Here is a 26,300-nt window from a genome sequence, read left to right as displayed (position 1 = left end):
AATTAAGATTCAACCTTGAAGTGTTCTGAATCTATTTCGTCAATGTCCATGCTAATTTTAACATTAGAGCCACTGTCGATAAACTTAAGAGTTAAAATTTGTAGTTATAATAATCAACCAATGTGCGCTTCACATTTCGCTTACTCAGTTCATCCGCCAACTCATTGTACTCTCTTTTTACGTGGATAAATTTAAGGTTTGTGAATTTTGTTGCCAGTTTATGAGCATCTACATAAAGTCGCTGTAAATGGAAATCCTTACACTTATATTCTTTTGTCATCTGTTTTATCACGACTTGACTGTCACCCATAATTTCAACATTCTCAGTCAAACCAAGTTTGATAAGGGTGTTCATTCCTTTTAACAGGGCAAAGTATTCAGCTTCATTATTGGTGCCGATTCCAGCACTTTCGGAGATTTCAAAGATGTTTGTTTCCGGAGTGTCTTCATAGAAAGCATGAACACCAATTCCTAAATCACCATCGTGTTTAGTATCCGTACAGCTTCCATCAAACTTGAGGATTAATTTTCGTATGTGTGTATTTCTCCCTACTATTATTTATTTTTCACACTACTTATTCTTTGTAAATAGATAAGGTTCTTCACCTAATTCCACAATAGCATCTTCGGGGGCTTTTACACAATCACTTAAGTGGTAATCGATACCATTATCAACTGTTTCTTTTGTAATTACCTTTGAGCAGGTGTTTGTAAAAACACTGGGGTCACCGCCAAACTTGTCATTCGAGCTGTCATGACTGTATTTTATGTTCTTCCCGTCATAATCTAAGTCACTAAAGATTGGGTCGCCTTCTTTTGTGTAAGCAGTTATCCGGACTTTATCTTTTTGATGAATTTTCATGTTATCTAAGAAATCTTGAAATCGATTAAAGTTCTTAATTCCCGATGGCGTAAAAACAACATCGCCTCTTTTAGTAGCTTCTTCTGAGTTATAGCCTGAGCCTAATGATTCTTCTTCTGGCTTCGTGCATCCCGATAATACCATGATCCCAATAAAAGATAGACAAATAACTTTTCTCACATATTAACCTCCCATTCATACATGCACAGTTAAAGAGATTTATTCAACTCGAAGAATATCTTCGACAATATTAATTGGGACATTCTTACGGAATGTTTCAAAGGCAATAGGTTCTTCCCAAAAGAGAAGATGAACAGTCTCCTATTTGCATTATCGGTGGTTGCCCGTTACCGTCCTTGGGATTATTTTATCAGTCTTATCATTTTTTATCATTACATGGTCATACAAACCGGGCGCAAATAATAGCCCCGGTTAGTTTGTAATCGTTTTGGCAACCTGTGAGAGCTGCATGACGCTTGTCAGTACATAGGTGCCAATTTGGATGCGCCCGCTCAAATGATTTTTTTCCATATAGTCTTCAAATTGCTTTTTGTCTTTTATTATCTTATTTGCAGCTAAAAGGTTGGAGATGTCCTCTGTCGTCATGCCTGATTTGATTTCAAGCGAGTAGGAAGAAGGGCTGGTTTTGTCCTGAATTGGGTCATGAGCCTGTTTTTTTGTTTCTTTCCCTTTGCCTGGAGTAACGGGCTTTACAGAACTTGCTTGCTTTTTATCCGGCTTCCGTATTTCTGCATTGCCATTTTTCTCAGGAAGTTTCGCCGTCTCTTGTGTGCCGGTTCCTCTTGCTTCCTTTTGATCAAAAAGGTAATAAGCTCCAGAGAGGACAGCACATGCAAAGATGATTCCTGCTGCAAATGCCCTGAGTGCTATTCTACTCATGTAAGTAACCCCTCGATCCCTGTTCCTCAATTACAGTCATGATGTCTTCTCTGGAAAGGGCAGACTGCCTTTCAATCTGTTCTAGGGAAAGTCCCTGCTGGAAGAGTGAGAGAACCTGGCTCCTCAGGATTTCATTTATGGGCAAACTGCGTTTAGAAGCTGCTGGAGCGGAGGGCTTCAGCATGGCTGCAGGCGGATCCTGGAGCAGAAGCTCCTCTTCCAGGACTTTTATCTTCTTTTTCAATACATACATATCCTGCATATGTGACAGGGTCATTTGTTCAAGATCATCCTCAAGCTTCGAGACGCGATCGCGTTTAAAGAAGGATAAAACGATAAACATGATCGAAAGTGCTAAAAGTCCTATGATGGTATATTCCATGATTTCACCTCGAAAACTAAATTTCTGCATATATTTCTACTATACACATTTTTTAAAAAATATGGTTGAAATTCCTGCATCTTATATGGAGTTTTTAAAAACAAAAACGAGATTTGTCTAAAATAAATACTTGACCAGATATATTATCTGAAAATTCAGACTGTAAATAAAGTCAGCAAAATTATTTTTCACTCTTTTAGCCCTGTCTGATAAGGCTGGCACATATCGACAAAATGCGTTTATTGTCCATGTGCCCATTCAATGCTACGATAAGAATAGCTAAAATAGAAGAAAAGGAATACCCGGTTTTTAAAAATACGTATAAACGAAGAGCAGCCGTCCATGTGCCATTTATAAAAAGAGAAGCATCTAAAAAGGGAGGATATTTATGAATACAATGTCGGCATATAAACCGCATGCAGTCCAAGAGGGTCCGCGTAAGGGCTTGAAGGCAGGGGTATGGATGGATGGCACGTTTGATTGGCATTCGGAGCAGGATTCTTTTACAAATCATGCTGGAGAGGTTCGCACACTTATTCAATCCTTTACCAAAAGCCAAGTATCATTTGTGACATGCACCATCAAGAATAATGGAAGGGCTTTCAAATATCCTAAATTTGTATTCCAATATGAAAATATATTAGAGAGACAGGCTGTGGCCTTTTATAGCCCTCCAGAGCGTGCCATTCTGCATATGTCCCAAGGCTCCATCTCGTTGCTTGGCGGCACGTTAAAAGGGCAGGGAATCTCTCAGTACTGCATCCAGGGAAAAGGAAACTTATATAAGAATGGGTGTTTCAAATCCCTTAAGGATGGAATTCTGTCGTATTCTCCTTTGGCAAAGGGAGAAGTGAGCAGCATATTCTCTCTTGAAGCCGAAATAGGCCCAGGAGAATGCGCAGAAGCCATGGCATGGGTTATCCATACGCCGACAAAGGAAGAAGCTCGGGGATTGAATGAAGGCCTTCTGAGAACGCTGTAGCACGCCTCAGAAGATGCACTTTCCGGAAGGATGATTTACAAAGACGCTGCGGAAGGACGCAGCGTCTTTGTTCCACATTCTGGCGCTTGCGCTTTTTTAATCCAGCACCAGCGCCTAGCCTCTCGAGGTCATAAGTCACGCAAGAAGAGAAGGCAAAGAGCGCCTTCAATTCTTACGCGCCTTATGCTAGTTGAGGCTGAACAGGCGCTTGCGCTTTTTTTCTAATCCAGCACCAGCGCCTAGCTTGCTGTGCAAAAGAGGTTTTGTCCTCAGAAGGCAAAGAGCACCTTCCAAGGCCAAAACCCTATTTGCTTCGCAAGCTGAACAGGAGCTTACGCTTTTTTTCTTAAATTTCCCCCGAAATCGGACTAGCATTTAGTAGTGAATAGTGCTATTATAGAAAAGTCCTATGTGAAAAAGTCAATATGTTTGGAGGGAAATACACATGCGCGTGAATATTACGTTAGCTTGCACTGAATGTGGAGACCGTAACTATATTTCTAAAAAAAATAAACGTAACAATCCAGATCGTCTTGAGCTTAAAAAGTACTGCCCAAGAGAAAAACGCAGCACAGCTCACCGTGAAACAAAGTAAGCAACAGGAGTTTTTCCTGTTGTTTTTTTTATATCTAAAAATAATATAATATTTTGGTATCTTCCTTTTCTGATACAGAAAGGAACTCAGGGGTGAATACATATGCTTGAAGAAAAGATTAATCTGCGAAGGGAAGTAAGGAGCAGACTTGCGCAGCTTGACGGAGTGGAGCATGAAATCCTTTCCGGCCAAATTGCTGGCGCCCTGTTTGAAATGGATGAATGGAAAAGTGCCGGGACGATTGGAATAACCATCTCCATTTACCCTGAAATAGATACAAAGAAAATCATTGAGAGGGCATGGCAGGAAGGCAAAAAGGTGGCTGTGCCTAAATGTATTCCTGATACTAAAAGCATGGTCTTTAAAGAAATCAGCTCCTTCTCCCAGCTTGAGACCGTCTACTTTGGACTCCAGGAACCTGTAGAAAGCACCAGGGCCGTTCAGCCTTCTGATATTAATCTGCTGATTGTGCCGGGACTGGCTTTTACAAAAACCGGTAATCGCTTAGGCGTCGGCGGCGGGTATTATGACCGTTTTCTTATTGGTTATAAAGGTCTTTCAATTTCTCTTGCTTTCCAATTCCAGGTCAGGGGGCAGCTCCCGGCAGAGACACATGACATACCCGTCAAGATGCTGATTACCCCGTCTGGAAAAATAGACTGCCATGCTGATTGATCTTATATATATGGCTGGCATTGCAGCAGCAGCTATAGCGGCATGCGCCGCTGCCGCCTTGTCAAAATCAGGCATGATTGCAGCGATTGCTGTCGGAATTTCTGTTGAGCTTGGATTTCATTTGCCCGGGCTGCTTTTGCTTGGGGCTTTTTTTGTCAGCTCAAGCCTTCTTTCCAAAATTAAATCTAAGAAAAAGAGAAAAGCAGAAGAAATATCGGAAAAAGGGAGCAGGAGAGACGCTGTACAGGTCCTGGCGAATGGCGGGGCTTCGGCTGTTTTTTCCTTATTGTATTGGCTGCATCCGTCACAGCTGTTTTTGCTTTTGTTTATCGTTTGTCTGGCAGCGGCCAATTCGGATACATGGGCCTCAGAAATAGGCGTATTAAGCAAAAAACGTCCCTGGCATCTGCTGAATTTTAAAAAGGCTGAACGTGGAACTTCCGGTGCAGTATCCTTGCCTGGAACTATTGCAGCTATGTCAGGGTCTCTTTTTATTGCCTTACTCTCAATAGTGCTGTTTAAAGAACTGATGATAGATCAGACGCTTAAGATAGCTCTATCAGGCTTTATCGGATGTCTGGCAGATACCTTGCTTGGAGGAGCGGTCCAGGCAGAGTATATTTGCCATGAATGCGGGGGCAGGACGGAAAAAACGTTCCATTGCGGAGAAAAGACTATTCTAGATAAGGGGATTTCCTGGGTGAATAATGATGTGGTTAATGCAGCATCTGTCATGATTGCGGCTTTATGCCTTTTTATTATCAGCACGCGTATCGCGGTGTGAATTATTGTGGCTCTTTTCTTAAGGCTCTTTTTTATAGATTGTTGTTTTTTAATAAGTTCTGCGAGGCAATCCCATTGTTAAGCCAGGTTATTGGAGTGTAAGGTGCGAGACTCCTGCGGGATTAGCGGAACAGGGGAGACCCCACAGGCGCAACAGAGAGGCTCACCGCCCGCCCAGCGGAATGCGAGCATCCTGGAGCGGAAATCAATCACCTTGTTCCAAAGCAGAAGTTTACGAAAACAGCTATTTTTTTAAAAAGAATATTCATAAATTCTCCTTTTGTCAGCAAACTAACAAAAGGAGGGATAGCCATGAAATTATTAATACGGATTATTGCCATAGGCTCAGTCATTTACCTGGGTTTTCAGTATCGCTACCGTTTATTGAATGTGTTTCTTTCAAACAGTTTTCTCAGGAAGTTCCTTGTTTCTAGCTCATTGAATATGCCTGGCATGCGTGAGAAAATGATGCAGAACATGTTTGGCCGAACTAAATAATAGGAAAAAGCCTTGTCATCCGGCAAGGTTTTTTCTATGCACAAAAGAAAAGGTGTCCTGAAGATTCCTTCCTAATCCGCCAGCATAAATAGAATGATTATTTTTAATTCATTTACTTTTCTTTTATCGGTTTTTCCGCAATTTACCGCTGTAAAACTAAAAAAAGTATCCGATAGATAGATAAATTGGTCTGGTATGAAAGACTGAGTTCATACGAGTCCAAATTCACCAAAATGTTTTAAGGGAGATGTGCCGGGGCAACAAAATTACCAGTTCTAAACACCAAAAGATACCTGCAAAAATGTCCAAGGGAGCTGTATAAAATATGAAGAATTCTGAAGAAAAAAATAAGGTGAAATGGAGAATTTCTTTAAAGGTCAAATGGATGCTGTTTATATGTACAGCAGTCCTGATTGCAATTGCAGTCACAGCGATTTCGATGAATAGCACTGTTGCAAAGATTATTGAAAAAGATAACACAGCCTCAAATAAAATAAGTTCAAAAAACGCTTCAGGCCAAATTCAGGCTGAACTGAAAAATTATGAAGGATCCCTTGAACAGCTATCATCTCTAGTATCCATCGAGCTTGCTGGAAGAAAATCAATGACGGAAGTTGAAAAGAACCTGGAAACAGTAAAAAAACAAAATGGAAACTTGCTTTCAGCCTATTATATGGACGGGCATAGCGGAAAGCTCCATATATTCCCGAAAATGGCATTTGACAAAGACGTACGGGATACCATGACTTACAAGGATTTGACTGCGAGCCCCAAAACACAATGGATGGATGTGTATACCGGGACAGTGTGACAGTGAAAATTATGACTTCAGTTGTCACGCCTGTTTTTACTAAAGGGGTTATGACTGGAGCACTGGGATATGATATCGATCTGTCCTCCATTGGAGAGATAAGAAAAAGTATTGAGCATTACTCAAACAGCAAACTCATTATCCTCGACTCACAAGGATTTGTTGTCAGTTCTTTTATGAAAAATGCTGATGGAAAAAACATGAATCCGGCAAAAAGCCATGTTGAAGAAGGTGTAAGTGATCTAGTCGCAAACAAAAGCCAATTTAATAAGAAATTCAACTGGGTTGGAGAATTGTATCAGGATAAGTATTTTTCTTCCCAGTCTCTGGATTATAGCGGGCAGCCGTATACAGGAGAAGCAGCAAACATTAAGAAGCTGAATTGGAAGGTGCTGTCTTTTACGCCCAATGAGCATCTGCAATCAAAACTGAAGGATATTGCAAACAGGGCGATTATTTCAGCGATAATCGGATTATTAATTGGTGCGTGCTGTGCCATCTTCCTGGTTGGAAAGCTAAATAAAATCATTGGTTCCCTTCAGGCTGTTCTTGCAAAAACTGCCAAAGGAGATCTTGTCAGCGGAATTTCTGTTTCATCCAATGACGAAATCGGTGACCTTTCTAAGAGTTATAACACAATGCTCGCCAAATTGCGGCAGCTGATTGAAACGGTCAAGGGCAATGTAGCGAGTGTAAATACAGCGGTCAAGGGTCTGACCGTTATTGCGGCAGAAAATAATACATCTATTTCAGAAGTATCTAGTGCGATTGAAGAAATAGCAGGCGGTGCATCAAATCAAACTTTTCAGGTAGAAACAGGTGCTGATGCCACTCGAAAATTAAGCATGGAGATTGATGAACTTCTGCAGCAATCAAGCAGCAGCCAAGCTAAACTCGGTAAAGCTTCTGATGAGGCAAAAGCAGGAATGGATCAGGTGGATCAATTGAAAGATTCATATTCTCAGCTAGAAGAGGCATTCCGGAAAGTGACAAGTATGATAGCAAGCCTTGCAGATAAGTCGAAAAACATAGCGAATGTCACGCAAGCCATTGCCAATATTGCTGAACAAACGAATCTTTTGTCATTAAATGCTTCTATTGAAGCAGCCAGGGCAGGAGAACACGGAAAGGGTTTTGCTGTTGTGGCAAATGAAGTTAGACACCTGGCAGACGATTCCAAAGTAGCAGCCTTAAATATCCAGGAAATCATTAACAGCGTACTGATAGACACAGACAAGCTTGTTAAGACCATGGAAGAAACCAATGAAATCTCCAAAGAGCAGCATGGTGCAGTCTCATCCGTCAGCAAATCGATGACAGAGATGGACGGATCTATGAAAGAAGTAATAGCTGCCATGAATCTTGAAGCAAAGTCCATTGAAAACATCCGGGGCCAAAAAGAAAATGTGCTTCAAACAATGGAAGAAATTTCAGCCATATCCCAGCAAACGGCCGCATCAGCAGAAGAAATTGCTTCCTCTATGGAAGAACAGGCAGCATCATCTAATGATCTGGCACAGTACACGGTTAATTTGGCAGAGCTCCTGGAAAATCTGGAAAATGCCATGGTTGAGTTCAAAATACATTCTTAATATCCATATTAAAATACAGTTCATAATCATGCCGTTCCTGATTCGGCATAACATGGGCTGTATTTTTTTCTTTGCGGGCTTTTGATAAGAAATAAATCCGTCAAGGAACATATATACGGAAATTTTATTACGCCGTAATATGAGTATAAAGTATCGGGACATAAGGCCGATACAATATATATCACCAAAATACATTAAATAAGACCACTGCAAAATCAGTGGTATGAACAGGCAATAAAAACCCTCATCTAGGGCAGACAGGAGGAAGCTGTGTATTCTTTTTCAAGTTTTGGTTTATTTGATTATCGATATCTTTTGATGACTGTCCTATTTTCGGTCATCAGCTGTATTATCGGAATAGAGGCGAGCAGGAAAATCCGGAAGGAAGGAATGAACTGGAGAACCCTCGCTGCGTGTTCTGTATTGCTGGCTGTTTCTTTTTGGCTAACCCATTTCTTTGTTTCTGTATCGGTAGATTTGCCATTTTCCGTAGATAATTACCAGCTTTATGTTGCTTTGAATTTTTTGATATGTTTTATAGGTTCTCTCATTGCTTTGAAAATGGCACAATTCCGCATTGAGAATGAAATACAGCATATTTTGGGCGGCTTATTTATTGCCATCGTGATTTTGAGTGCAAATATCAGCGGATTCCTTGTGCTATTCGGGGATTTAGTCGATATCAAACCAGTGTTCTTTGTGATAACATTAATTTTAACTATCAATGTATCTTTATCTATTTTTCGTTTTCTGATTCAAATCACTCATGAAGATTCGTTTAATCTCCCGAGAAAATGGAAGTATATAGGCTCGGCTGTGGCCGGTATTTCATTTTCAGGCATTCCATATATCACAATTGTATCTATGTTAAGCTTTGATGCGTACGATCCATCATTTTTCGAGGAAATTCTTCCATTTCTCATAGTAATGATTGCAAATATCATTATGATGCTGGTGCCAAACCTATTTGGAAGTCAAATCCTGCTGAACAATATACAGTCATATACCTCGCTTTTTAATAACAATCCCGCGGCTGTTTTTTCCGTTGATCTGGAGGGGAACATCCTGGACACCAACCTTGTGGCCACGGAAATTACCGGTTACAGTAAGGAAGAATTGAAGGGTAAGCATATCCGGATATTTTTCAGTGACGCTGAAAAGTCAGCGGTGCTTGAATATCTGCAAAATGTCCTGCAGGGAAATGTTTCTAATATAGAAACACAGATACTTGGCAAAGAGGGAACATATAGGTACGTCAGAATCACAGCAGTCAGAACCCATATAAATAACAAGCTCATCGGAGTTTTCGGCGTTTTAGAAGATATCACTGACAGAAAAAAAGCTGAGCTTCAGGTTCAATATATGGCCTACCATGATGAATTGACTAATTTGCCTAACAGAAGAAGAATAAGGATGCTTATGAAGGAATTCACAGTAAAACATAGTGCTTTTTGCATCATGCTTCTTGATTTCGACAGATTTAAACGAATTAATGACACATTTGGGCATTCTTTTGGCGATAAGCTATTGATTGAGGTCAGCAAAAAACTTCAGAATATCATCAATGAATCTGGAATCACATCAAGGCTAGGGGGAGATGAATTTTTAATCCTGATTCCGGCTACTGATGTGAAAACCCTGGCAGAGCAAATTATCGAGACCTTTAGAAGTCCACTTTCTGTTAATGGCTATGAAGTCCTGCTAACAGCAAGCATGGGAATTGCTTCCTATCCTGAGCATTCGAAAAATCCTAATGATCTCTACAAATTTGCCGACATTGCCATGTATCATTCCAAAGAGAATGGTGCTAATAGCTTCTCTGTTTATAATGAAGAAATGGCTGAAGAGACCCTGAATAAACTTGGCCTGGAGTCCGATTTGCAAAAAGCTTTGGAAAACAGGGAGCTTCTGCTTTATTTTCAGCCAAAGGTTCATACTGCGGAAGACAAGTTGACAGGTTCAGAGGTTTTGCTTCGGTGGAATCATCCAGAAAAGGGCTTTATCCCTCCTAATGTGTTTATTCCTATTGCAGAGGAAAGCGGGATGATTGTCTTTTTGGAAAAGTTTGTCTTTAATGAGGTGTGCAAGGTTCTTTCGGGATGGAAGGAAAGCGGAAAGGATATTAAGAGAGTTTCGATAAATATATCCTTGATTTCCATTTTGCAGGAAGATTTTGCTTCCTATATCATTAACACACTGGAGGATTACAAGATAGAAGGACATTTCCTCGAGCTTGAAATCACTGAAAGAATTGTGATGAAAAATGAGGAGGATGTGAACTGTATCCTGCAAACGCTAAGGGAAAAAGGCATACATATCAGCATTGATGATTTTGGGACAGGCTACAGTTCTCTAAGCTATATTGATAAATTAAATGTAGATATCCTGAAAATTGATCAGTCCTTTATCAGAAATATTGAAAGCAACCGGGAAGTTATTACAGCAATCATCTTCCTTGCGAAAAGCCTGAAAATGAAAGTGATTGCTGAGGGAGTCGAAACCAAGAAACAGATTCAGCTGCTTAAGGAACTCGGCTGTGAAGATGTTCAAGGCTACTATTATTCTCCGCCTATCCCCTTGAAAGATTTCGAATCGTCTTATTTTCATTAAAGCAGGCTGCGGCCTGCTTTTGTGTTTTAAACATAGGAATAAGGGAAAATGTGACATAGAAGAATTGGGAAAATGAGAATAAAGGCTTTTAAGTACACATATCCTTCTTGAAGGACTGATATAGCTGCCTGCAGACGTGCTTCTGGCTTTTTTATTTAAGCTCTTTTCTTTTAATAATTTTATTGTTAAATCAGCCAAATTCGACCGATACTGAGAGCGTTACATGTAAATAAAGTTTGGAAAAAGATCAGATAATCGGATACACTTAGCTAGACAGGAAAGCCAGGCGGCGCAGTTTTAATGCATTCATTTATTAAAAAACAGGATACTACCCTGTTTATGTTCATACAGGCATTCCGTAAAGTCTGCATGGCAGGCTATTTACTATTTACAGCTGTAAAGAAGAAAGTGGGGAAGGTATTGGGATTTCAAGAGGATTATTTATTTTGGTCCGCGGTTAAAAATCTTTCGTCTCAATATAACTATCGGGTTATCACCATCTCTGACAATCATCAGGAAATCTGGCTCGAAAATTCGAAAGAAAAAAATTATCCTGTCATCAGGCTTATGCTCCGTGAATTGGACTGGGCGAGCTGGCTGAAAAGGGATATTGAACGGACCGTGCTGAATGGGGAGCAAATCAGGAAGAAGCTGTATCATAAGCCTCTTAAGGTTTTGAATATCTATATCACATCACATGTTCCTGTGGATGATTATGACTTTGCAGGTAAACCATTTGTGCACCGTAAAACAGAAGCGGAAACGTTTATTTTGAATACGGATTCTTTTGGAGATAGATGGAGGCAGCTTGAAGAGCTGACTGGCATGCATCTGGATATCGAGGAACCAAAAATGGCGGCAGCTGAAGAAGATGACATTTCTTCCATAAAGCAGAGTGCTCTGGCAGAAGCGGTCAAAAAGGCCAAAGAAGAGCAAATGATATTTGAGCGGGGAAAACCTGTTTTCACTTACATTTTTATAGCAATTGGAATTGCTGTATACTTTTTGATGGAGTGGGCGGGTTCAAGCACCAGGACTGATACATTGATTGATTTTGGTGCCAAGTACTCACCTCTTATTCTGCAGGGGGAGTGGTGGCGTTTTTTTACGCCAATGGTTATCCATATCGGAATGATTCACTTGATCATGAACACTATTTCACTTTATTTAATCGGTCCTGCTGTTGAGAAAATGTATGGAAGCAGCAGATTTTTGTTCATCTATTTATTAGCTGGTTTCTCTGGGACGCTGGGCAGCTTTTTGCTTAACCCTGCTTTATCTGCAGGTGCAAGCGGAGCCATATTTGGTTTGTTCGGTGCTCTTCTTTATTTTGGCATCAGCAACCCAAGACTGTTTTTCAGGACAATGGGGCTTAATGTTTTCATTTTAATCATTATCAATCTTGGCTACGGGTTTTCAAATGAAGGCATTGATAATGCAGCACATATCGGCGGTTTGATCGGCGGCTTTTTTGCGGCAGGCATAGTTCACCTGCCAAAGGATAAGCAGCCGCTTAGGCAGATATTATTTGCCGCGGCAGCTGCATGGCTGATTTATTTCCTTCTTCAATATGGATACCAGCATCAGGAAAGTTCTCCTGAGAATGACATGGCAGCTGTACAGATGGCAAGCGATAAAGTGAAAAAAGGAAATGAAACAGAAGCGAAAAAGCTGCTGGAAGGCTATGTGAATAGCTATGATGAGGCTCCATATTCCCATTTTATGCTGGGCAACATAAGCTTTGGCAAAGGGAATTATGAAGCAGCAAAGAAAGAATACCTCAAAGCGGCACAGCAGAACCCTGATATGTCTGAGGCTTACTATAACCTGGCGCTTAGCTATACCAAATTAAATCAATTTCAGGAAGCAAAAAAAGCTGCCGGAAAAGCAGTTGAAAGGAAGCCTTCGGAAGCTTCCTATAAGAAGCTTGAAGAAAATATCGATCATCTGCTTGATAATTCCTGACGGAGAAGTACTGGTGTTCCGTCGGGGGCAGTCAATAAAACAAGCAATTCACTTTTATTTTTAGAAAGAAGCAATTGGGGAATGGTGCTGCCTTCAGGGCTGATAACAGTGCCATCCTCTTTTTTTATTCCGAGGGCAATATTTTTATAAATGCCTTCCCATAGCTTTCCGATTATTTCTTCCCGTTTGGAGGAAGGAAAAGCGGAGAAAAAGACATTTTTTTGCTGCGGCAGATCGGTTAGGGATAATGTTGTATAGAGATTTTCATTGATATGGAAAGCCTTTAGATTTTGATTCAGGTTTTTTTCTGCTTCCATGTATGCAGCTTTATCCAGTGTGTCCTTCCACCGGACCTGTTTTGATGATAATGGCTTTTCGAAATATTGATATCCTGCGAATGGAGGCAGTATTACATATAGGCTGCTATGGCTCATTTCCTGGGCGCTTCTATAGTCTGAACCCTTATGCACCTCGGCATAATGAAAGGTAATCGCCTGCAATAGGGAACTATCTTTTTCCTTCCAGGTGCCCTCCTGATCTAAGGTTTTTTTATTTTGCCTCCACTCCTTGAGCACTCCCTGAAGCCTGCCATTCCGATAAAGCAGGGAGACATCCTGCCTTATATAGGCTGAATGATTTAATTGGGAGGAAGATTTCAGCCGGACAGTGAAGGAGCTTTTTCCGGCTTTTTCAGATAGGAGATGTGTACCTGCATAATCAAAGCTCAGCGAAGGATCGATCGGGAAAAATAGAATCGTTTCCTTTGCCTGCTGGCTATGAAAAAGATAAAGGACTGAAAAAAGCGAAGCCATCAGGATGAATGCTGCGGTTTTTAGCTGTCTTTTCATAGAAATCCTCCGTTTACAAGAGATATTGATATGTATGAGTACAGAGGGACAAGTATGTTGGAATTTGAATTTTCGCTAAAAAAAAGAATATCGTTATCTAGACTTGTGAGTTATAGAGTGTTCCGATATACTTTTAAGAGGAAATCGCTAGAAGCAAAGAGGGATTTTATGAAAACAATTTATGATATTCAGCAGTTTTTAAAAAGGTTTGGCACCTTTATTTATATAGGAAATAGAGTGGCAGAGCTTGAACTGATGGAGACGGAAATCAGGGAAATTTACCGGTCTCAGATGATGGACACAAAAGATTACCAAATGGCTCTCCTGCTGCTCAGGCAGCAGATCCAGATTGAAAGAGACAAAGAGAAACAATAGGGGTGAAGGAAATGAACAAGTGGATTATGGGGATAGACTTAGGCGGTACGACAATAAAGCTTGCATTCATCAGCGTATATGGTGAAATCGTTCACAAATGGGAAATTCCTACGGATATATCTGAAAATGGAAAACACATCACAATAGATATTGCCAAAGCGATTGACGATAAGCTCAGTGAACTGGGCGAGTCTAAGAGTAAAGTTGTGGGAATCGGCATGGGTGCCCCTGGACCTGTAAACTATGTGACAGGCTCCATTTATGAAGCAGTCAATCTCGGCTGGACAGATTATCCGCTGAAGGACCTGCTCGAGGTTGAAACCTCCCTGCCGGCTGTGATCGATAACGATGCAAACCTGGCAGCGGTCGGCGAGATGTGGAAGGGTGCCGGGAAAGGCGCCAAGGACATTGTCTGTGTCACTCTGGGAACGGGAGTGGGCGGCGGAGTAATCGCCAATGGCATGCTGATCCACGGGATTTCAGGAGCTGCAGGCGAGATCGGGCATATTACAGTTGTTCCTGATGGTGGCGCACCTTGTAATTGCGGCAAAACAGGATGCCTGGAAACCGTTACTTCCGCAACAGGCATTGTCCGTCTTGCAGCAGAAGCAATTAAAGCATCAGACGGAACATCTCTGGCTGCAGAAAAAATTAAAAATGGCGAAATCCTTTCATCTAAATTAATTTTCGATTGTGCAGAAAAAGGAGATCAGCTTAGCCTTGCGGTGGTGGATAAAGTAGCAGGCTATCTTGGACTGGCTCTTGCTAATGTAGCCAATGTGCTGAACCCTGAGAAAATTGTGATTGGCGGCGGTGTTTCGAAAGCTGGTGAAGTGCTGATCGCGCCTGTAAGAGAAGCCTTCAAGCGCCATGCCTTTACAAGGGTGCGTGAATCGGCGGAGATTACTACGGCTACCCTTGGCAATGATGCAGGAGTGATCGGTGCTGCCTGGCTCGTCAAAAATGCTTATATTGAATAGAATAGAGCTCCGCTATAAGGAGAAAATAATAAAGAAGCTTTCCGTTAATATGGAAAGCTTCTTTGTTTTTGTTTATGGCCCTCAGTAAACCTGGAATCGAAAAAAAGGGAAGAAGCCTTGTTTCAATAAGTGCAACAGAAAGGAGGAGGCATCCATGAAGAATTTCATTATGCGCTATTCATCGTTTTTATGGCTCACTGTTTTCACTTTATGGATAAAAACATATATTGCCTATAAAACCAGCTTTAATATCGATATTGACAGCATGATTCAGGAATTCATTTTACTTATTAATCCTTTGAGCTTTCTGCTGCTTGCTGCCGGGGCAAGTTTCTTTTTAAAAGATAAAAGGAAGAACATATATCTGCTTCTGATGAATGTGGCCGTGACAGGGATTTTACTGGCCAATATTGTTTTTTATCGTTTTTTTAATGACTTCCTAACACTTCCGGTGTTATTTCAAACAAGCAATATGAGCGATCTTGGCGGCAGTGTTACTGAACTTGCCGAACCTTGGGATTTACTATATTTTTTGGATATTATATTTTTTGCTGTGATGAAAAAGTACAAAGTATCTGCTATTTTGAAATTCCCGGCGATGACCGGAAAGAGCTACTTGGTTTTTGCATTGTCGATTAGTGCTTTGAATTTAATTCTTGCTGAAACAGAGCGTCCGCAGCTGCTTTCAAGAACATTTGACAGAAAAATCCTCGTTAAGAACATTGGAACCTATAATTACCATTTATATGATGTGTATCTTCAGTCTAAGTCCTCCGCACAGCGGGCACTTGCAGATGGCAGTGAGCTGGCTGAAGTCAAAAATTACCTTGATGCAAATAGAAAGAAGAGCAGCCAGGATTTTTTCGGGATTGCGAAAGGAAAAAATGTCATCTGCGTTTCAATGGAGTCCCTGCAAAGCTTTGTGATCAATGAAAAGGCGAATGGAGAGGAAATCACCCCTTTCCTTAATCAATTCATCAAGGAAAGCTACTATTTCAATAATTTTTATCACCAGACTGGCCAGGGAAAAACCTCTGATTCAGAATTTATCGCAGAAAATTCTCTGTATCCGCTGGGCAGAGGAGCAGTTTTTTTTACCAATTCACAGAACACCTATAAAGCAGCTCCGTCCATTCTGAACCATAACGGATATTACACCGCTTCTTTGCATCCTAATAATAAGAGCTTCTGGAATCGCGATATCATGTATAAATCTTTAGGCTACCAGCGGTTTTATCATAGCCGGGATTATGTGATCAATGATGCTAATTCTGTCAACTGGGGCCTGAAGGATAAGGAATTCTTCAAGCAGTCCATACCGCATCTGAAAGGAATGCCGCAGCCCTTTTATGCAAAATTCATCACGCTGACCAACCATTATCCTTTTACACTCGGGAAAGAGGATCAATCCATCGGTGATATCGGGACAGATTCGAAAACCCTTAATCGCTATATCATGTCTGTCCGCTATGCGGATGAAGCTCTCCGCCAGTTTATAACAGACCTGAAGGCCTCGGGACTGTATGATAAATCGCTGATCATATTATACGGTGACCATTATGGGATTTCACAGAATCACCGTGCAGCCATGAAACAGTTTCTTGGCCGGGAAATCACACCATATGAGTCCATCCAGCTGCAGAGGGTGCCATTGCTTATCCGCATACCAGGAAAAGAAGGGAAAATCATGGATGCCATTGCCGGGCAAATTGATATTCAGCCTACTCTTTTGCACCTTTTGGGCATTGAAACAAATCATAATATCTCATTTGGAAATGACTTGTTTTCAGCTAATCATGATGGAAGGATGGCAATCCTCCGCGACAGCAGTTTCATTACGGACCGATACGTGTTTACAAAGGATATCTGCTATGACAGAAGCAGCGGCGGAGTTTTAAAGCATGATGACTGCGGGCTATTTGAAGACAAAGCAAAGCAGGAGCTGCAGTATTCAGACAGGATCATTTACGGCGATCTGCTGCGTTTTGATCAATAGCTGCTATGCCAGGCCTGTTCCAACATTTTTCGCTTTCCTGTTTCATATGTTATTAAGGAAAAGCGGAGGGGATATTCATGAAAATCATGGGAAGGCCAGACGATGCGTCAGAGTATTATCAGCTCCTTTTTGGAGTTCCTGCACAATTAATTGAAGATGCCAATCCGGGGCTTGGAGACGGCGGCTCCTCTAGAGATGGCCTGGTCATTCCGGGCTATACAGTGAGAAGGACTGCCAGTCAAAGCATGAGGGAGGCAGCAGCCGCTAATCAGCTTTCACTTGATGCGCTGCTCGCTGTGAATGAAGGGAAAAAAGAAGCTGGCATATACATTCCCGAAAGAATCAGGGAACCTGCAATCATGACCAAAAAACCTTATGATTATGAGCTTTTGATATCAGACTTAAAAGCATTGAAGGAGCTCTATCCTTTTCTTAAAATAAAGGCCATTGGGAAAAGTGTGCTGAAGCGTGAAATATTCGAAGTCCGCCTGGGCAGGGGGCCTAAGGTCATCCACTATAACGGGGCTTTTCATGCCAACGAGTGGATTACATCTGCCATACTTATGAAGTGGCTGAACGAGCTTCTCCTGTCCATGGCGAATAACACTCCGCTTTTTGGTTTGCGGTCCCTTCCCTTTTATGATGACGTAACAATCTCCATCGTGCCAATGGTTAATCCCGATGGAGTAGAACTCGTCCATAAAGGAGAAACCGCAGCCGAGGGCAAATATGATGTAGCTGCCATGAATAAAGGATCAGGGGAATATTTGGCATGGAAGTCAAATATCCGGGGGGTTGATTTGAATAATCAGTTCCCGGCAGGCTGGGATATTGAAAAGGTCCGCAATGCCCCGCAGGCCCCTTCATTCCGCGATTATCCGGGAGATCGCTTCTTAACGGAACCTGAAGCCGTGGCAATGTGGAAACTGGCCAAGGAAAGCAGCTTTGACAAGGTTATCGCGCTGCACACCCAGGGAAAGGAGTTTTACTGGGGCTATGAATCGAAAGAGCCGGATTACTCTTATTGCATTGCCAGTGAGTTCGAGCGGAGAAGTCCGTATCGCGCCGTTCAATATATTGACAGCCATGGAGGGTATAAGGATTGGTTCATCCAGGAATTCCGGCAGCCAGGCTTTACGCTGGAGCTTGGCTTTGGCATCAATCCGCTTCCGCTTTCACAAATGGAGGAAATATATATAGATACATTAGGGATCTTAATGGCAGGATTATATACGTAGGGCAAATGCCTTTAATAAAGCTAGACCTGCTTCAAAGGGTCCTCGATGAAAAAATAGTAAAAAAATCTCGTATTTTATTTCAGCAGCTTGAAGATTTTTGTTTTATAATGAAATTTATAAGTATGCTGGGGGTGTGTTGAGATTTCATTATTTTGGTCATTGCTCAACAGGCGCCGGCCAAAAAAGGGCGCCTTTTTTAACAAAAGCCATAGCGCTGTTATACTGCTCTATTGCTTCATTTTGATCGTATTCCTATCCGGATGCATGTTTCATGGCCGTCTGGAAGATGCTCCCCCGCAGGATACGAAACCTGCTCCAAACATCCCCATGCAGGCCGGTGAGTTGAATGCTATTGCTTATGGATGGCTGGACTCCCATACGATTCTTTACTCTTCAGGGAAAAAAGGCCATCAAATGCAGGAGATAATTTCCTGGAATATGAAGACGAACAAAAAAAGTGTTTTTTTTCGAAATGAAGCTTCCATATCGGATGTGAAAATCAGTCCCTCAAAATCCTTTGTGCTGGTTAGGTTGTCTTCTTCAAAAAAGAAGGCGGTCATTGAAATCCTGAATCACACAGGAAAATCCGTCTATTCTGCAGCAATTCCCTCTACAGAGCTTACCTATGAATGGAATCCTTACAGCGATGGTGTTTTGTTTATTTCCGGATTTAATGAAAATTGGACATACAGCAGTTATGTGGCGGACGTCACCCGCAAGAAAATGGACAAGGTTCATTTTCCGCAGCCTTTTGCGCAATGGTGCTCTAAGGATGATTTGCTATATTTGGACTGGGATAAACAAAATCCCGGGCAGACAGCTCCATTAATGAAAAGAAATCTTACATCAGGAAAAACAGAAACCGTCATGCTGGATACAGGATATTTTAAAAAGTGGGGCAAAGGGCTTATGAGCATAGCTGCCAGCAGTGAAAGCCCTGATAAGGCGGATTATATTTTTTACAATAATAAAGGCAAAGCATTATCCTCTATGTCTATGCCATTGCTCAAAACCTTTTCGGACTGGGTGATTCCCAAGATGGATGTAATCGAGAAAACAACAGAGCTGATCACCTTCCGGCCTGAGCGCGGGGGTGATGGCAGCGGGGCAGGCAATCATTTCTCTCTGGTCAGTTTCAACTGGAAGACGGGAAAAGAAGAAGAGCTCTTAAAGCATAAGGACAATGAGCCTTTAAGCTGTTCGCCAAATGGACAATGGTGTTTATATGGCACCCAATTAGAGAATATAGTCAATATGAAGACGAATAAAAGCTATAAACTTTTTTCAAGGAAAAGAGGATGAATAAGAATGGCAATCGCAGATGTTACCGTTATACCAGTAGGAATGGAAGGTCCAAGCGTCAGCCAGTATGTGGCAGACATTCAGCGCATCTTAAAGAGGCATGAAGAAGAGGGCACAATACACTTTCAGCTGACCCCGATGAATACGATCATTGAAGGCAATCTGTCTGACATTTTCACTGTGATACAGGAAATCCATGAATCTCCGTTTTCTAAGGGAGTTCCCCGTGTCGCAACATCGATCAGAATTGATGAGCGAAGAGATAAACCATCGAATATGGAAAGCAAAATGAAAAGCGTAAAAGAAAAGCTATAAGAAAAGAGGCGGCCATAACCGCCTCTTTTCTTATAGCCGAAGAAACTTTTCGCTTTTAATGCGAAACTGGGAAACCATTATGAATGAGCGTCATGATGGTAAACCAGCCGAAAATTCCTGTGCTGATGACAGCAAACAGAAGACCAAGAATATTTTTGCTTTTAAGAGATTTTAAAATGCCTGCTAATGCCAATAGTGAAACAAGACCAAAGATAATAACCAATAGCATTTCATTAAGCCCCCTTGCGTTTCATAATGAGTCAGAGCCCTCTGCGGCACAAGGTTCAATTTGCGCTGTGAGGGAAAGCTGAAGAAAAATATGTAAAGAAGATTGCAATCACTTACATTTTACTGTTTTTTCTAAAAATTGTCCACATTATTCAAATACGAGTTTGCGCTCATGGCATTAGCCCACAACATCCTGAAAGCAGCCGGCATCCGCTACCTGTTTTATTTTAGGGACTTATTGGACAGCCCCTTGATTTTTGCGTGATCGGGGGAATAAGTCCATGGTTTTTATCCTTTTTGAAACTCTTTTATTTGACTAATGAAGAAACCGGGTACAATATGTCTTTAAGGTGCTTAGGATTTTATAAAATATACACAATAATAAAATCAAATCTATTTATAGGAGGCTGTTTATATGGCAGTTAGATAAGTGAATGATTTAGAATATAGGAGTATTGAACTGGAAAACGATTTTTTCAGAGCTATTGTATTGCCGGGAGAAGGAAGCAATATCGCCGATATGGCAGAAAATTTGATGACGGGCACCAGCAGCCCGGCGTACGAATCAATGATGGAAATCTTCTCTTAAGGCTAGTACTTTAAATCATTCCTGAGGGTTTCCTTTAACATTATTAGGGAAAGATAAAAAGAATTCTGTTTGAAAAGGAGAGAGGAAGAAAATGATCATTATTCATGCTTTTTTGAAGGTGGACCCAAACAAACGGCAAGATTTTTTGGCGCATACTCAATCAGTGGTTTCAAGTTCCAGGGAAGAAGAGGGAAATATAAGCTATCAATTATTTGCGGACGCCTCAATTGATAATGAGTTTGTTTTTTTAGAAATGTGGAAGGATGAGAAAGCTATCGAAACCCATGAACAAACTGAGCATTTTAAATCGTTTGTCCAAGGTTTGGAACAATTCCTGCTTGAACCTTTACGTGTGGAGAAGTACCAGGCTGCTGGGATATAACGTTTGCTGTTATGATGTAGGTCAGTTTTCGTAAGCTTATTTATACAACTGGAGAGACTCGCATAATGAAGCAGAAATATGCACCTTTATTTGAGAATTTTTTCTGTACGAAGCGGTGTGGAATTAAAAAACCGCCTCGTGATGGCACCGATGAACAATTATTCTTCCAATCCAGACGGAACGGCCGCTACTGGGGAAGTTGACTATGTTCGCTGTTCAAAGGGAGCCGGAATGGTGATTACAGCCTGTACATATGTAACTGAAAACGGAAAGATACTTTAACCTTCGTCGATGCGCTGGCAGATAAAGATCTGGATTACCTCAGCAGGCGATTATAAATACATCGGGGTAGTTTCCTTTGGTTTGAGAAGGAGCGTCTGAGGCGGGGATCGGCATTTTACGTAGTAGATTCCTGTAAAATGGACAAAATAGCTTTTGAGATGAACATTTTGCCTGGCTGGTATTCTTGAAATGTCCGCTTTGGCCAAGAATATGGACATTTTGCATGGTTGACTTCTTGAAAATGTCCTTAAAAGCCCCAATGAGTCTAATTTGTACTTGTCAATATGATAAGGCAGGACCATACCATCAAACGAGGAGGAATACGAAAATGGAAAACTTGATTAATTTTCATGTGACTGGATCTTCAAAGGGACTTCAAACCATTGCCAAAACGGGAAAGCACACACTTACCATAGATGAACCGCCGGTAATGGGCGGCCAGGATTCAGGTCCTAATCCCCTGCAGACATTATTAAGTGCCCTTTCAGGATGTGAAAATATCGTTGCCAATGTCGTGGCCAGGGAGATGGAATTCGATCTTCAAGGAATCGACTTTGATATCAAGGCGGTGTTGGACCGCCGAGGTTTCATGGGTGATCCGAATGTAAAGCCATATTTTCAAAGCGTGAACATCGAGGCTAAAGTGAAAACAAGCGAACCTCAGGAACGCATTGATGAATTACAGAGGATTACCGATTCCCGCTGCCCGATCTATGCAACACTTTCAGCGGCAGGCATACCTATTGAAACGAATTGGACAAAAGCATAAAATGTAACCCACTAGGCAGACACTCGATGTATATCATTTTGTGTCTGCCTTTTTCCTTTTTTTCATAACAAAACTGGAATAGCTTACTGAAAGGCAGCCATTATTAAAGAAAGTGATAATAGGGAGGAGAGAACAATGTGAAAACAACTGTTAAGTGGGATGGGTACCTTGCTTTTTCCGGGATCACGCCTTCAGGGCATAAAATTGCAATGGATGCTTCAGAGGAAGCGGGGGGGGCCTTAACACGGGGCAAGGCCCATAAAATGCTATTGCATGCGGTCGCAGGAGTACCGGGATTGATATTATTCTGATTTAAAAAAAGATACGTTTGAATCCTGCCATTTTCATATGGAGCTGGAAGGAAATAGAGCGGAAGACTATCCAAAAAAATTTACTGATGTCATATCTATTATGGTCTTCAGGGAGAATTGCCGAAGATAAGCTCATCAGGGCCATCCAATTGTCAAAAGACAGATATTGCTCGGTTTCACAGCTATTAAATAGCTAAATAACGGTAAGTTATTCTCTTAATGGAGTCAGGGACAAATAGATATCTGAATACGTTTAAAGCGGGGAGGCCATGCCATCCCCGCTTTTTTACTAATCAGTGAAAGGATACAATCTTTTCTAATTTATGGCGGTGATGAGGATAACCTTCACTGGCTGCACGCCCCATAGGAACCAACGCGGCAAATTTAACATGTTCCGGAAGGCCGAGGATTTCCTTCACCTTTTCCTGGTCGAAGCCAAGCATTGGAACACTTGCATAACCAAGCCCTTGTATTGCTATCAACAGAAAACCGAGTGCAATGCCAGCTTGGCTCAAGCCCCACTGGCCGCGCTCTTCAATACTCATTCCCCCAAAAAAAGAAGCAAGGTTTGCGATCTCTTCTTCTTTTCGCTCAGGAGGTAACCCGGGATGCACGGTATCCGGCAAGTTGGCGACCACATCCTCCATATCGCTTGTTACCAGTACAACAGCGGGTGCAGAAGTAACTTGCTGTTGTCCATATGCCGCCTCTTGCAGCTTTTCCTTGAGTTGGGAATCCGTAACGACATGAAAACGCCATGGTTGAAGATTCCAGGCGCTGGGAGACAAGCGGACCAGATTGAATATGGCATCCAGCTTTTCCCGGGGAATTTCCTCTTCAGTAAATTTGCGGATGCTTTGCCGGGATTCAATCGCTTCTTTAACCGTTAAAATTTGTTCTGAAATTTGTGTGTCCAAGAATTTGGCCCTCCTTTAGACAGACTGACTGTCATTTTCTCAAATACAGGGTTTAGCCTGCCTAAATAGTGTGTGCAAATTTATTCATAATTCATAAGGAACAATTTCCCAGGTAAGTGCGGGCCGCAAAAATTGTTTAAGCTTTGAAATCAACGGAAGCAAAAGCTCAGCTTACTGGAATCAGGAAGAACCGGCAAAATTATGGATTGGGCACCGCGATAAACCAAATGAAACCATGCTTGCTGACCCATCTTTATTCTTACTGGAAGCACAAAGTGGTATCCATCATCCAGGCGGACACAATGAAGGATGGCCAGATGCATTGAAAAATGCAATGTTGAATTTCTATTCATTCATACGCGATGGCAAAGATCCAGAACGTGATGAGGCTGGTTTTGCTACTTTTGCGGATGGACATGTTTCCATGTGCATTACCGACGCCATCTTAACAAGCCACGAACAACAAAAGTGGGTAAAAGTAAGCAGAGGCCAGGAGGGGTAATTATGAAATTAGGTGTATTTACGGTTCTTTATCAAAATCTGCCCTTTGAGGAAATGCTGGATAAGCTTGCCGGTATGGGCGTTGAAGCAGTGGAACTGGGTACAGGCAATTATCCGGGAAACAGCCATTGCAATCCTGACGAGCTCTTGGAAAGTCCTGAAAAGTTAAAGACGTTCAAAAAAGCTGTTGAAAGCAGGGGAATGATCATCAGCGGACTGAGCAACCATGGCAATCCGCTCCATCCCGATAAAAAGGCTGCTGCTGCGGCACATGAAACATGGAGAAAAACCGTATTGTTGGCTGAACGGCTCGAAATTCCTGTTATCAATGGTTTTTCAGGATGCCCGGGTGACCATGCCGAAGCGAAGTTTCCAAACTGGGTGACGTGCTCATGGCCGCCTGAATATACAGAGGTTTTGGACTGGCAGTGGAATGAAGTTGTAATTCCATACTGGAAAGAGGAAGCAAAGTTTGCCGAACAGCACGGAATCAAACAAATCGCATTTGAAATGCATCCTGGTTTTGTCGTTTATAACCCTGAAACGCTTTTAAAATTAAGGGAACACGCAGGACCTTCCATTGGTGCCAATTTTGATCCGAGCCACCTATTGTGGTGGCAAGGAATCAACCCTGTGGAAGCCATTAAAGTGCTGGGAAAAGAAGAAGCAATCTTCCATTTCCATGCTAAAGATACGTATTTGGATAAAGCAAATATCAGTGTGAACGGCGTATTGGACACGAAACATTATAGTGATATTTTAAACCGTTCCTGGACATTCAGGTCAGTAGGGTATGGCCAGGATGAAAAGGCCTGGAAAGACATGATCAGCACTCTTCGCGCGGTTGGATATGACTATGTCGTTTCTATTGAGCATGAAGACATGCTGGCATCCGTTGATGAAGGATTGGGCAAGGCTATCTCTCTATTAAAGGGCGCGCTTTTCAAAGAGCAGCTAACCGAAATGTGGTGGGCGTAATTCGTTCCGGGGATTCGATACAGGCACTTTCATCTAGGCGCCTGTCTCGAATCCCTGGGCCTGCCTGCCTTACCTTTAATAGGACTGAAAAACATCATCAGAAGTAAACATAAGATTACGAGGTGAGTAAAATGAATGCGATTACAGAACAACAACAAAAAAGAGCCGGACTTCCCGGGAGAATGATTTTTGGCTTTGTTACGATTCTTATCTTTATGGCAGGCGATGGGCTGGAACACGCATGGCTATCACCTTATTTGATTAACCACCAGGGATTGACTGTCCAGCAGGCAGCAACCCTTTTCACAGCATATGGAGCAATATTGGCGCTGGCTGCCTATTTCTCAGGAGTGCTAACGGAAATATGGGGGCCAAGAAAGGTCATGGTAATTGGGCTGATCACTTGGCTGGCCGGCCAAATTCTTTTCATTGAATTGGGTTTAAAGCAGCATAATTACGCTGCGATGTTACCAACCTACGCACTGCGCGGGATTGGCTATCCTTTCTTTTGTTATTCATTTTTAGTCTGGGTAACCTATCGCAGCCCGCAGCGTATTCTGGCATCAGCAGTCGGCTTTTTCTGGGCTGCATGGAGCGGCGGCTTATATGTAGTGGGAAGTTATTTCCCGGCTTTCATGACTGATAAGATTGGGTATATGGGCCTTTTATGGAGTGCGGTTGCCTGGGTGCTTGTCGGCGGAATTGCAGGACTTATTATAGTCGGAAATGAAAAAGTCAGCGAGAATAACGGTGACGCAAAGGACAAACTCAAGAGCTTATTGAGCGGATTTACGATCTGTATTGAAAAACCAAAAGTGGCCATCGGCGGGCTGGTCCGGATCATCAATTCAGTTGGTGTAGGGGCCCTGCCAATTTTCTTTCCGCTTTACTTGGCTTCCGAATACAAATACTCTACAGGCGAATGGTTGACCATTTGGGGAACCTTTTGGCTGGCGAACATCATATTCAACCTGGTTATCCCATACATCAGCGAAAGATGGCTCGGCTGGCGGAACACGGTCATGTGGCTGGGTAGCGTCGGCTGCGGCATAATGACCCTGGTATTAATCTATACACCACACGTTGTTGGCCACAATTTCTGGGCTATGACAGCAGTGGCCATTGTATTTGGAATCGTACTTTGCGGATTCGTACCGCTTTCTGCCCTGGTAGCTGCTTTGGCACCCGAACAAAAAGGTTCCGCCATGGCGATCGTAAGCTTCGGTGCCGGAATGTCCTACTTCATTGCACCGGCAATCGTTGGCCTGTTCATCAACAGCATTGGCGCAGAAGGACTTGCATGGGTATTCTCCATCCTATACTTTACCGGTGCTGTGTTAATGAAATTCATGAAACTTCCTTATGAAGAAAAGCAGGAAGAAGGCAAAGAAAAACTTTCTGAAAGAACTGCTAGTGCGAATTAGGAAACCATGTAAATAAATCATTAAAAGGATTCAAAGTTTGAACCTTAACGGCTGTTCCGTTAAGGTTTTTTAGTGTGCCAGGCTTCATCAGCTAGACGGTGAAAGTCCGTTATGGGCGTTGAGGTATGCGAACCATGACACAGCCAATGAACTCTAAGGGAAAAGAAGCTCGGAAAACTGGAAGGTCTTTTAAAAGAGTGGGGCTTCCCT

General features: G+C 42.0%; 29 protein-coding genes and 1 pseudogene. 23 read left to right on the top strand and 7 right to left on the bottom strand.

The features are described from left to right. Positions 1-91: 91 nt before the first annotated feature. The 4 genes from ACN6MY_RS17910 to ACN6MY_RS17895 all read right to left on the bottom strand — a co-directional run bounded on the left by ACN6MY_RS17910 (position 92) and on the right by ACN6MY_RS17895 (position 2,144). The gene (locus tag ACN6MY_RS17910; RefSeq protein WP_419884205.1) at positions 92-469 is read right to left on the bottom strand and encodes a ribonuclease HI family protein; all 378 of its coding nucleotides are present in this window, start codon (positions 467-469) and stop codon (positions 92-94) included. Positions 470-571: 102 nt separating this feature from the next. Next, complete coding sequence (locus tag ACN6MY_RS17905; RefSeq protein ID WP_419881398.1) at positions 572-1,042, bottom strand: DUF4362 domain-containing protein; 471 nt, start codon at positions 1,040-1,042, stop codon at positions 572-574. A gap of 252 nt (positions 1,043-1,294) precedes the next feature. Further along, positions 1,295-1,762 (bottom strand): hypothetical protein, encoded by a 468-nt coding sequence (locus ACN6MY_RS17900; protein WP_419881397.1) that lies wholly within the window; start codon positions 1,760-1,762, stop codon positions 1,295-1,297. After that, positions 1,755-2,144 (bottom strand): hypothetical protein, encoded by a 390-nt coding sequence (locus ACN6MY_RS17895; RefSeq protein ID WP_419881396.1) that lies wholly within the window; start codon positions 2,142-2,144, stop codon positions 1,755-1,757. The genes ACN6MY_RS17900 and ACN6MY_RS17895 overlap by 8 nt, the downstream gene beginning before the upstream one ends. 388 nt (positions 2,145-2,532) lie before the next feature. Here ACN6MY_RS17895 and ACN6MY_RS17890 point away from each other — a divergent pair, with 388 nt between their 5' ends. The 9 genes from ACN6MY_RS17890 to ACN6MY_RS17850 all read left to right on the top strand — a co-directional run bounded on the left by ACN6MY_RS17890 (position 2,533) and on the right by ACN6MY_RS17850 (position 12,655). Next, a complete protein-coding gene (locus ACN6MY_RS17890) occupies positions 2,533-3,126 on the top strand; it encodes a hypothetical protein (RefSeq protein WP_419881395.1) in 594 nt (197 codons plus the stop codon). Between the two features lie 445 nt (positions 3,127-3,571). After that, positions 3,572-3,721: a 50S ribosomal protein L33 gene (gene rpmG, locus ACN6MY_RS17885; RefSeq protein WP_071351274.1), complete on the top strand. Its 150-nt coding sequence runs from the start codon at positions 3,572-3,574 to the stop codon at positions 3,719-3,721. A 102-nt stretch (positions 3,722-3,823) separates the two neighbouring features. Next, positions 3,824-4,396, top strand: a complete 573-nt coding sequence (locus tag ACN6MY_RS17880) for a 5-formyltetrahydrofolate cyclo-ligase (RefSeq protein ID WP_419881394.1) — start codon at positions 3,824-3,826, stop codon at positions 4,394-4,396. After that, positions 4,386-5,180 (top strand): DUF92 domain-containing protein, encoded by a 795-nt coding sequence (locus ACN6MY_RS17875; RefSeq protein WP_419881393.1) that lies wholly within the window; start codon positions 4,386-4,388, stop codon positions 5,178-5,180. Before ACN6MY_RS17880 ends, ACN6MY_RS17875 begins: the two co-directional genes overlap by 11 nt. A 311-nt stretch (positions 5,181-5,491) precedes the next feature. Then, positions 5,492-5,677 carry a hypothetical protein gene (locus ACN6MY_RS17870; RefSeq protein ID WP_419881392.1) on the top strand — a complete coding sequence of 62 codons (186 nt, stop codon included), beginning with the start codon at positions 5,492-5,494 and terminating at the stop codon, positions 5,675-5,677. Positions 5,678-6,002: 325 nt separating this feature from the next. Then, positions 6,003-6,488 carry a hypothetical protein gene (locus tag ACN6MY_RS17865; protein WP_419881391.1) on the top strand — a complete coding sequence of 162 codons (486 nt, stop codon included), beginning with the start codon at positions 6,003-6,005 and terminating at the stop codon, positions 6,486-6,488. Further along, the gene (locus tag ACN6MY_RS17860) at positions 6,458-8,080 is read left to right on the top strand and encodes a methyl-accepting chemotaxis protein (protein WP_419881390.1); all 1,623 of its coding nucleotides are present in this window, start codon (positions 6,458-6,460) and stop codon (positions 8,078-8,080) included. Before ACN6MY_RS17865 ends, ACN6MY_RS17860 begins: the two co-directional genes overlap by 31 nt. A gap of 270 nt (positions 8,081-8,350) precedes the next feature. After that, positions 8,351-10,690 carry an EAL domain-containing protein gene (locus tag ACN6MY_RS17855; RefSeq protein ID WP_419881389.1) on the top strand — a complete coding sequence of 780 codons (2,340 nt, stop codon included), beginning with the start codon at positions 8,351-8,353 and terminating at the stop codon, positions 10,688-10,690. A gap of 300 nt (positions 10,691-10,990) precedes the next feature. Further along, positions 10,991-12,655: a rhomboid family intramembrane serine protease gene (locus ACN6MY_RS17850; RefSeq protein WP_419881388.1), complete on the top strand. Its 1,665-nt coding sequence runs from the start codon at positions 10,991-10,993 to the stop codon at positions 12,653-12,655. Here ACN6MY_RS17850 and ACN6MY_RS17845 read toward each other — a convergent pair. Next, positions 12,634-13,503 (bottom strand): hypothetical protein, encoded by an 870-nt coding sequence (locus ACN6MY_RS17845; protein WP_419881387.1) that lies wholly within the window; start codon positions 13,501-13,503, stop codon positions 12,634-12,636. The two genes, ACN6MY_RS17850 and ACN6MY_RS17845, sit on opposite strands and share 22 nt — an antisense overlap. Positions 13,504-13,671: 168 nt before the next feature. Here ACN6MY_RS17845 and ACN6MY_RS17840 point away from each other — a divergent pair, with 168 nt between their 5' ends. The 6 genes from ACN6MY_RS17840 to ACN6MY_RS17815 all read left to right on the top strand — a co-directional run bounded on the left by ACN6MY_RS17840 (position 13,672) and on the right by ACN6MY_RS17815 (position 19,709). Further along, entirely contained in the window at positions 13,672-13,878 is a 207-nt protein-coding gene (locus ACN6MY_RS17840) for a YqgQ family protein (protein WP_419881386.1), read from the top strand. 11 nt (positions 13,879-13,889) lie between these two features. Next, positions 13,890-14,858: an ROK family glucokinase gene (locus ACN6MY_RS17835; protein ID WP_419881385.1), complete on the top strand. Its 969-nt coding sequence runs from the start codon at positions 13,890-13,892 to the stop codon at positions 14,856-14,858. A 154-nt stretch (positions 14,859-15,012) separates the two neighbouring features. Continuing rightward, a complete protein-coding gene (locus ACN6MY_RS17830; RefSeq protein WP_419881384.1) occupies positions 15,013-16,854 on the top strand; it encodes an LTA synthase family protein in 1,842 nt (613 codons plus the stop codon). A gap of 77 nt (positions 16,855-16,931) precedes the next feature. Further along, a complete protein-coding gene (locus tag ACN6MY_RS17825) occupies positions 16,932-18,092 on the top strand; it encodes a M14 family metallopeptidase (RefSeq protein ID WP_419881383.1) in 1,161 nt (386 codons plus the stop codon). A 342-nt stretch (positions 18,093-18,434) separates the two neighbouring features. Next, positions 18,435-19,394, top strand: a complete 960-nt coding sequence (locus tag ACN6MY_RS17820) for a hypothetical protein (RefSeq protein ID WP_419881382.1) — start codon at positions 18,435-18,437, stop codon at positions 19,392-19,394. A gap of 6 nt (positions 19,395-19,400) precedes the next feature. Next, a complete protein-coding gene (locus ACN6MY_RS17815; protein WP_419881381.1) occupies positions 19,401-19,709 on the top strand; it encodes an MTH1187 family thiamine-binding protein in 309 nt (102 codons plus the stop codon). Positions 19,710-19,764: 55 nt separating this feature from the next. Here the strand turns inward: ACN6MY_RS17815 and ACN6MY_RS17810 are convergent, their stop codons facing one another. Continuing rightward, entirely contained in the window at positions 19,765-19,938 is a 174-nt protein-coding gene (locus ACN6MY_RS17810) for a DUF2759 domain-containing protein (protein WP_071350258.1), read from the bottom strand. Positions 19,939-20,367: 429 nt separating this feature from the next. Between ACN6MY_RS17810 and ACN6MY_RS17805 the strand changes: the two genes are divergently transcribed. The 5 genes and pseudogenes from ACN6MY_RS17805 (at position 20,368) to ACN6MY_RS17785 (ending at position 22,270) form a co-directional block, all read left to right on the top strand. Next, positions 20,368-20,526: a hypothetical protein gene (locus ACN6MY_RS17805; protein ID WP_419881380.1), complete on the top strand. Its 159-nt coding sequence runs from the start codon at positions 20,368-20,370 to the stop codon at positions 20,524-20,526. Positions 20,527-20,617: 91 nt separating this feature from the next. Continuing rightward, a complete protein-coding gene (locus ACN6MY_RS17800) occupies positions 20,618-20,908 on the top strand; it encodes a putative quinol monooxygenase (protein WP_419881379.1) in 291 nt (96 codons plus the stop codon). Between the two features lie 65 nt (positions 20,909-20,973). Further along, positions 20,974-21,181 (top strand): annotated as a pseudogene (locus ACN6MY_RS17795) (NADH-dependent flavin oxidoreductase); the annotation flags it as partial. Between the two features lie 337 nt (positions 21,182-21,518). Beyond that, positions 21,519-21,959, top strand: coding sequence for an OsmC family protein (locus ACN6MY_RS17790; protein ID WP_419881378.1), 441 nt, complete (start codon positions 21,519-21,521; stop codon positions 21,957-21,959). Between the two features lie 137 nt (positions 21,960-22,096). Then, positions 22,097-22,270, top strand: a complete 174-nt coding sequence (locus ACN6MY_RS17785) for a hypothetical protein (RefSeq protein WP_419881377.1) — start codon at positions 22,097-22,099, stop codon at positions 22,268-22,270. A 293-nt stretch (positions 22,271-22,563) separates the two neighbouring features. Here the strand turns inward: ACN6MY_RS17785 and ACN6MY_RS17780 are convergent, their stop codons facing one another. Next, on the bottom strand, positions 22,564-23,187 hold the full coding sequence (locus ACN6MY_RS17780) for a nitroreductase family protein (RefSeq protein WP_419881376.1): 624 nt from the start codon (positions 23,185-23,187) through the stop codon (positions 22,564-22,566). Between the two features lie 322 nt (positions 23,188-23,509). Between ACN6MY_RS17780 and ACN6MY_RS17775 the strand changes: the two genes are divergently transcribed. From ACN6MY_RS17775 to ACN6MY_RS17765, 3 genes are all read left to right on the top strand, one after another. Beyond that, positions 23,510-23,689 (top strand): hypothetical protein, encoded by a 180-nt coding sequence (locus ACN6MY_RS17775; protein WP_419881375.1) that lies wholly within the window; start codon positions 23,510-23,512, stop codon positions 23,687-23,689. Between the two features lie 2 nt (positions 23,690-23,691). Further along, entirely contained in the window at positions 23,692-24,666 is a 975-nt protein-coding gene (locus tag ACN6MY_RS17770) for a sugar phosphate isomerase/epimerase family protein (RefSeq protein WP_419881374.1), read from the top strand. 131 nt (positions 24,667-24,797) lie between these two features. Continuing rightward, the gene (locus ACN6MY_RS17765; protein WP_419881373.1) at positions 24,798-26,090 is read left to right on the top strand and encodes an MFS transporter; all 1,293 of its coding nucleotides are present in this window, start codon (positions 24,798-24,800) and stop codon (positions 26,088-26,090) included. The last annotated feature ends 210 nt before the right edge of the window (positions 26,091-26,300 follow it).

The organism is Peribacillus sp. B-H-3 (genome assembly GCF_048572925.1).
Classification (GTDB): domain Bacteria; phylum Bacillota; class Bacilli; order Bacillales; family DSM-1321; genus Peribacillus.
This window is presented reverse-complemented; position numbering and strand designations above follow the sequence as displayed.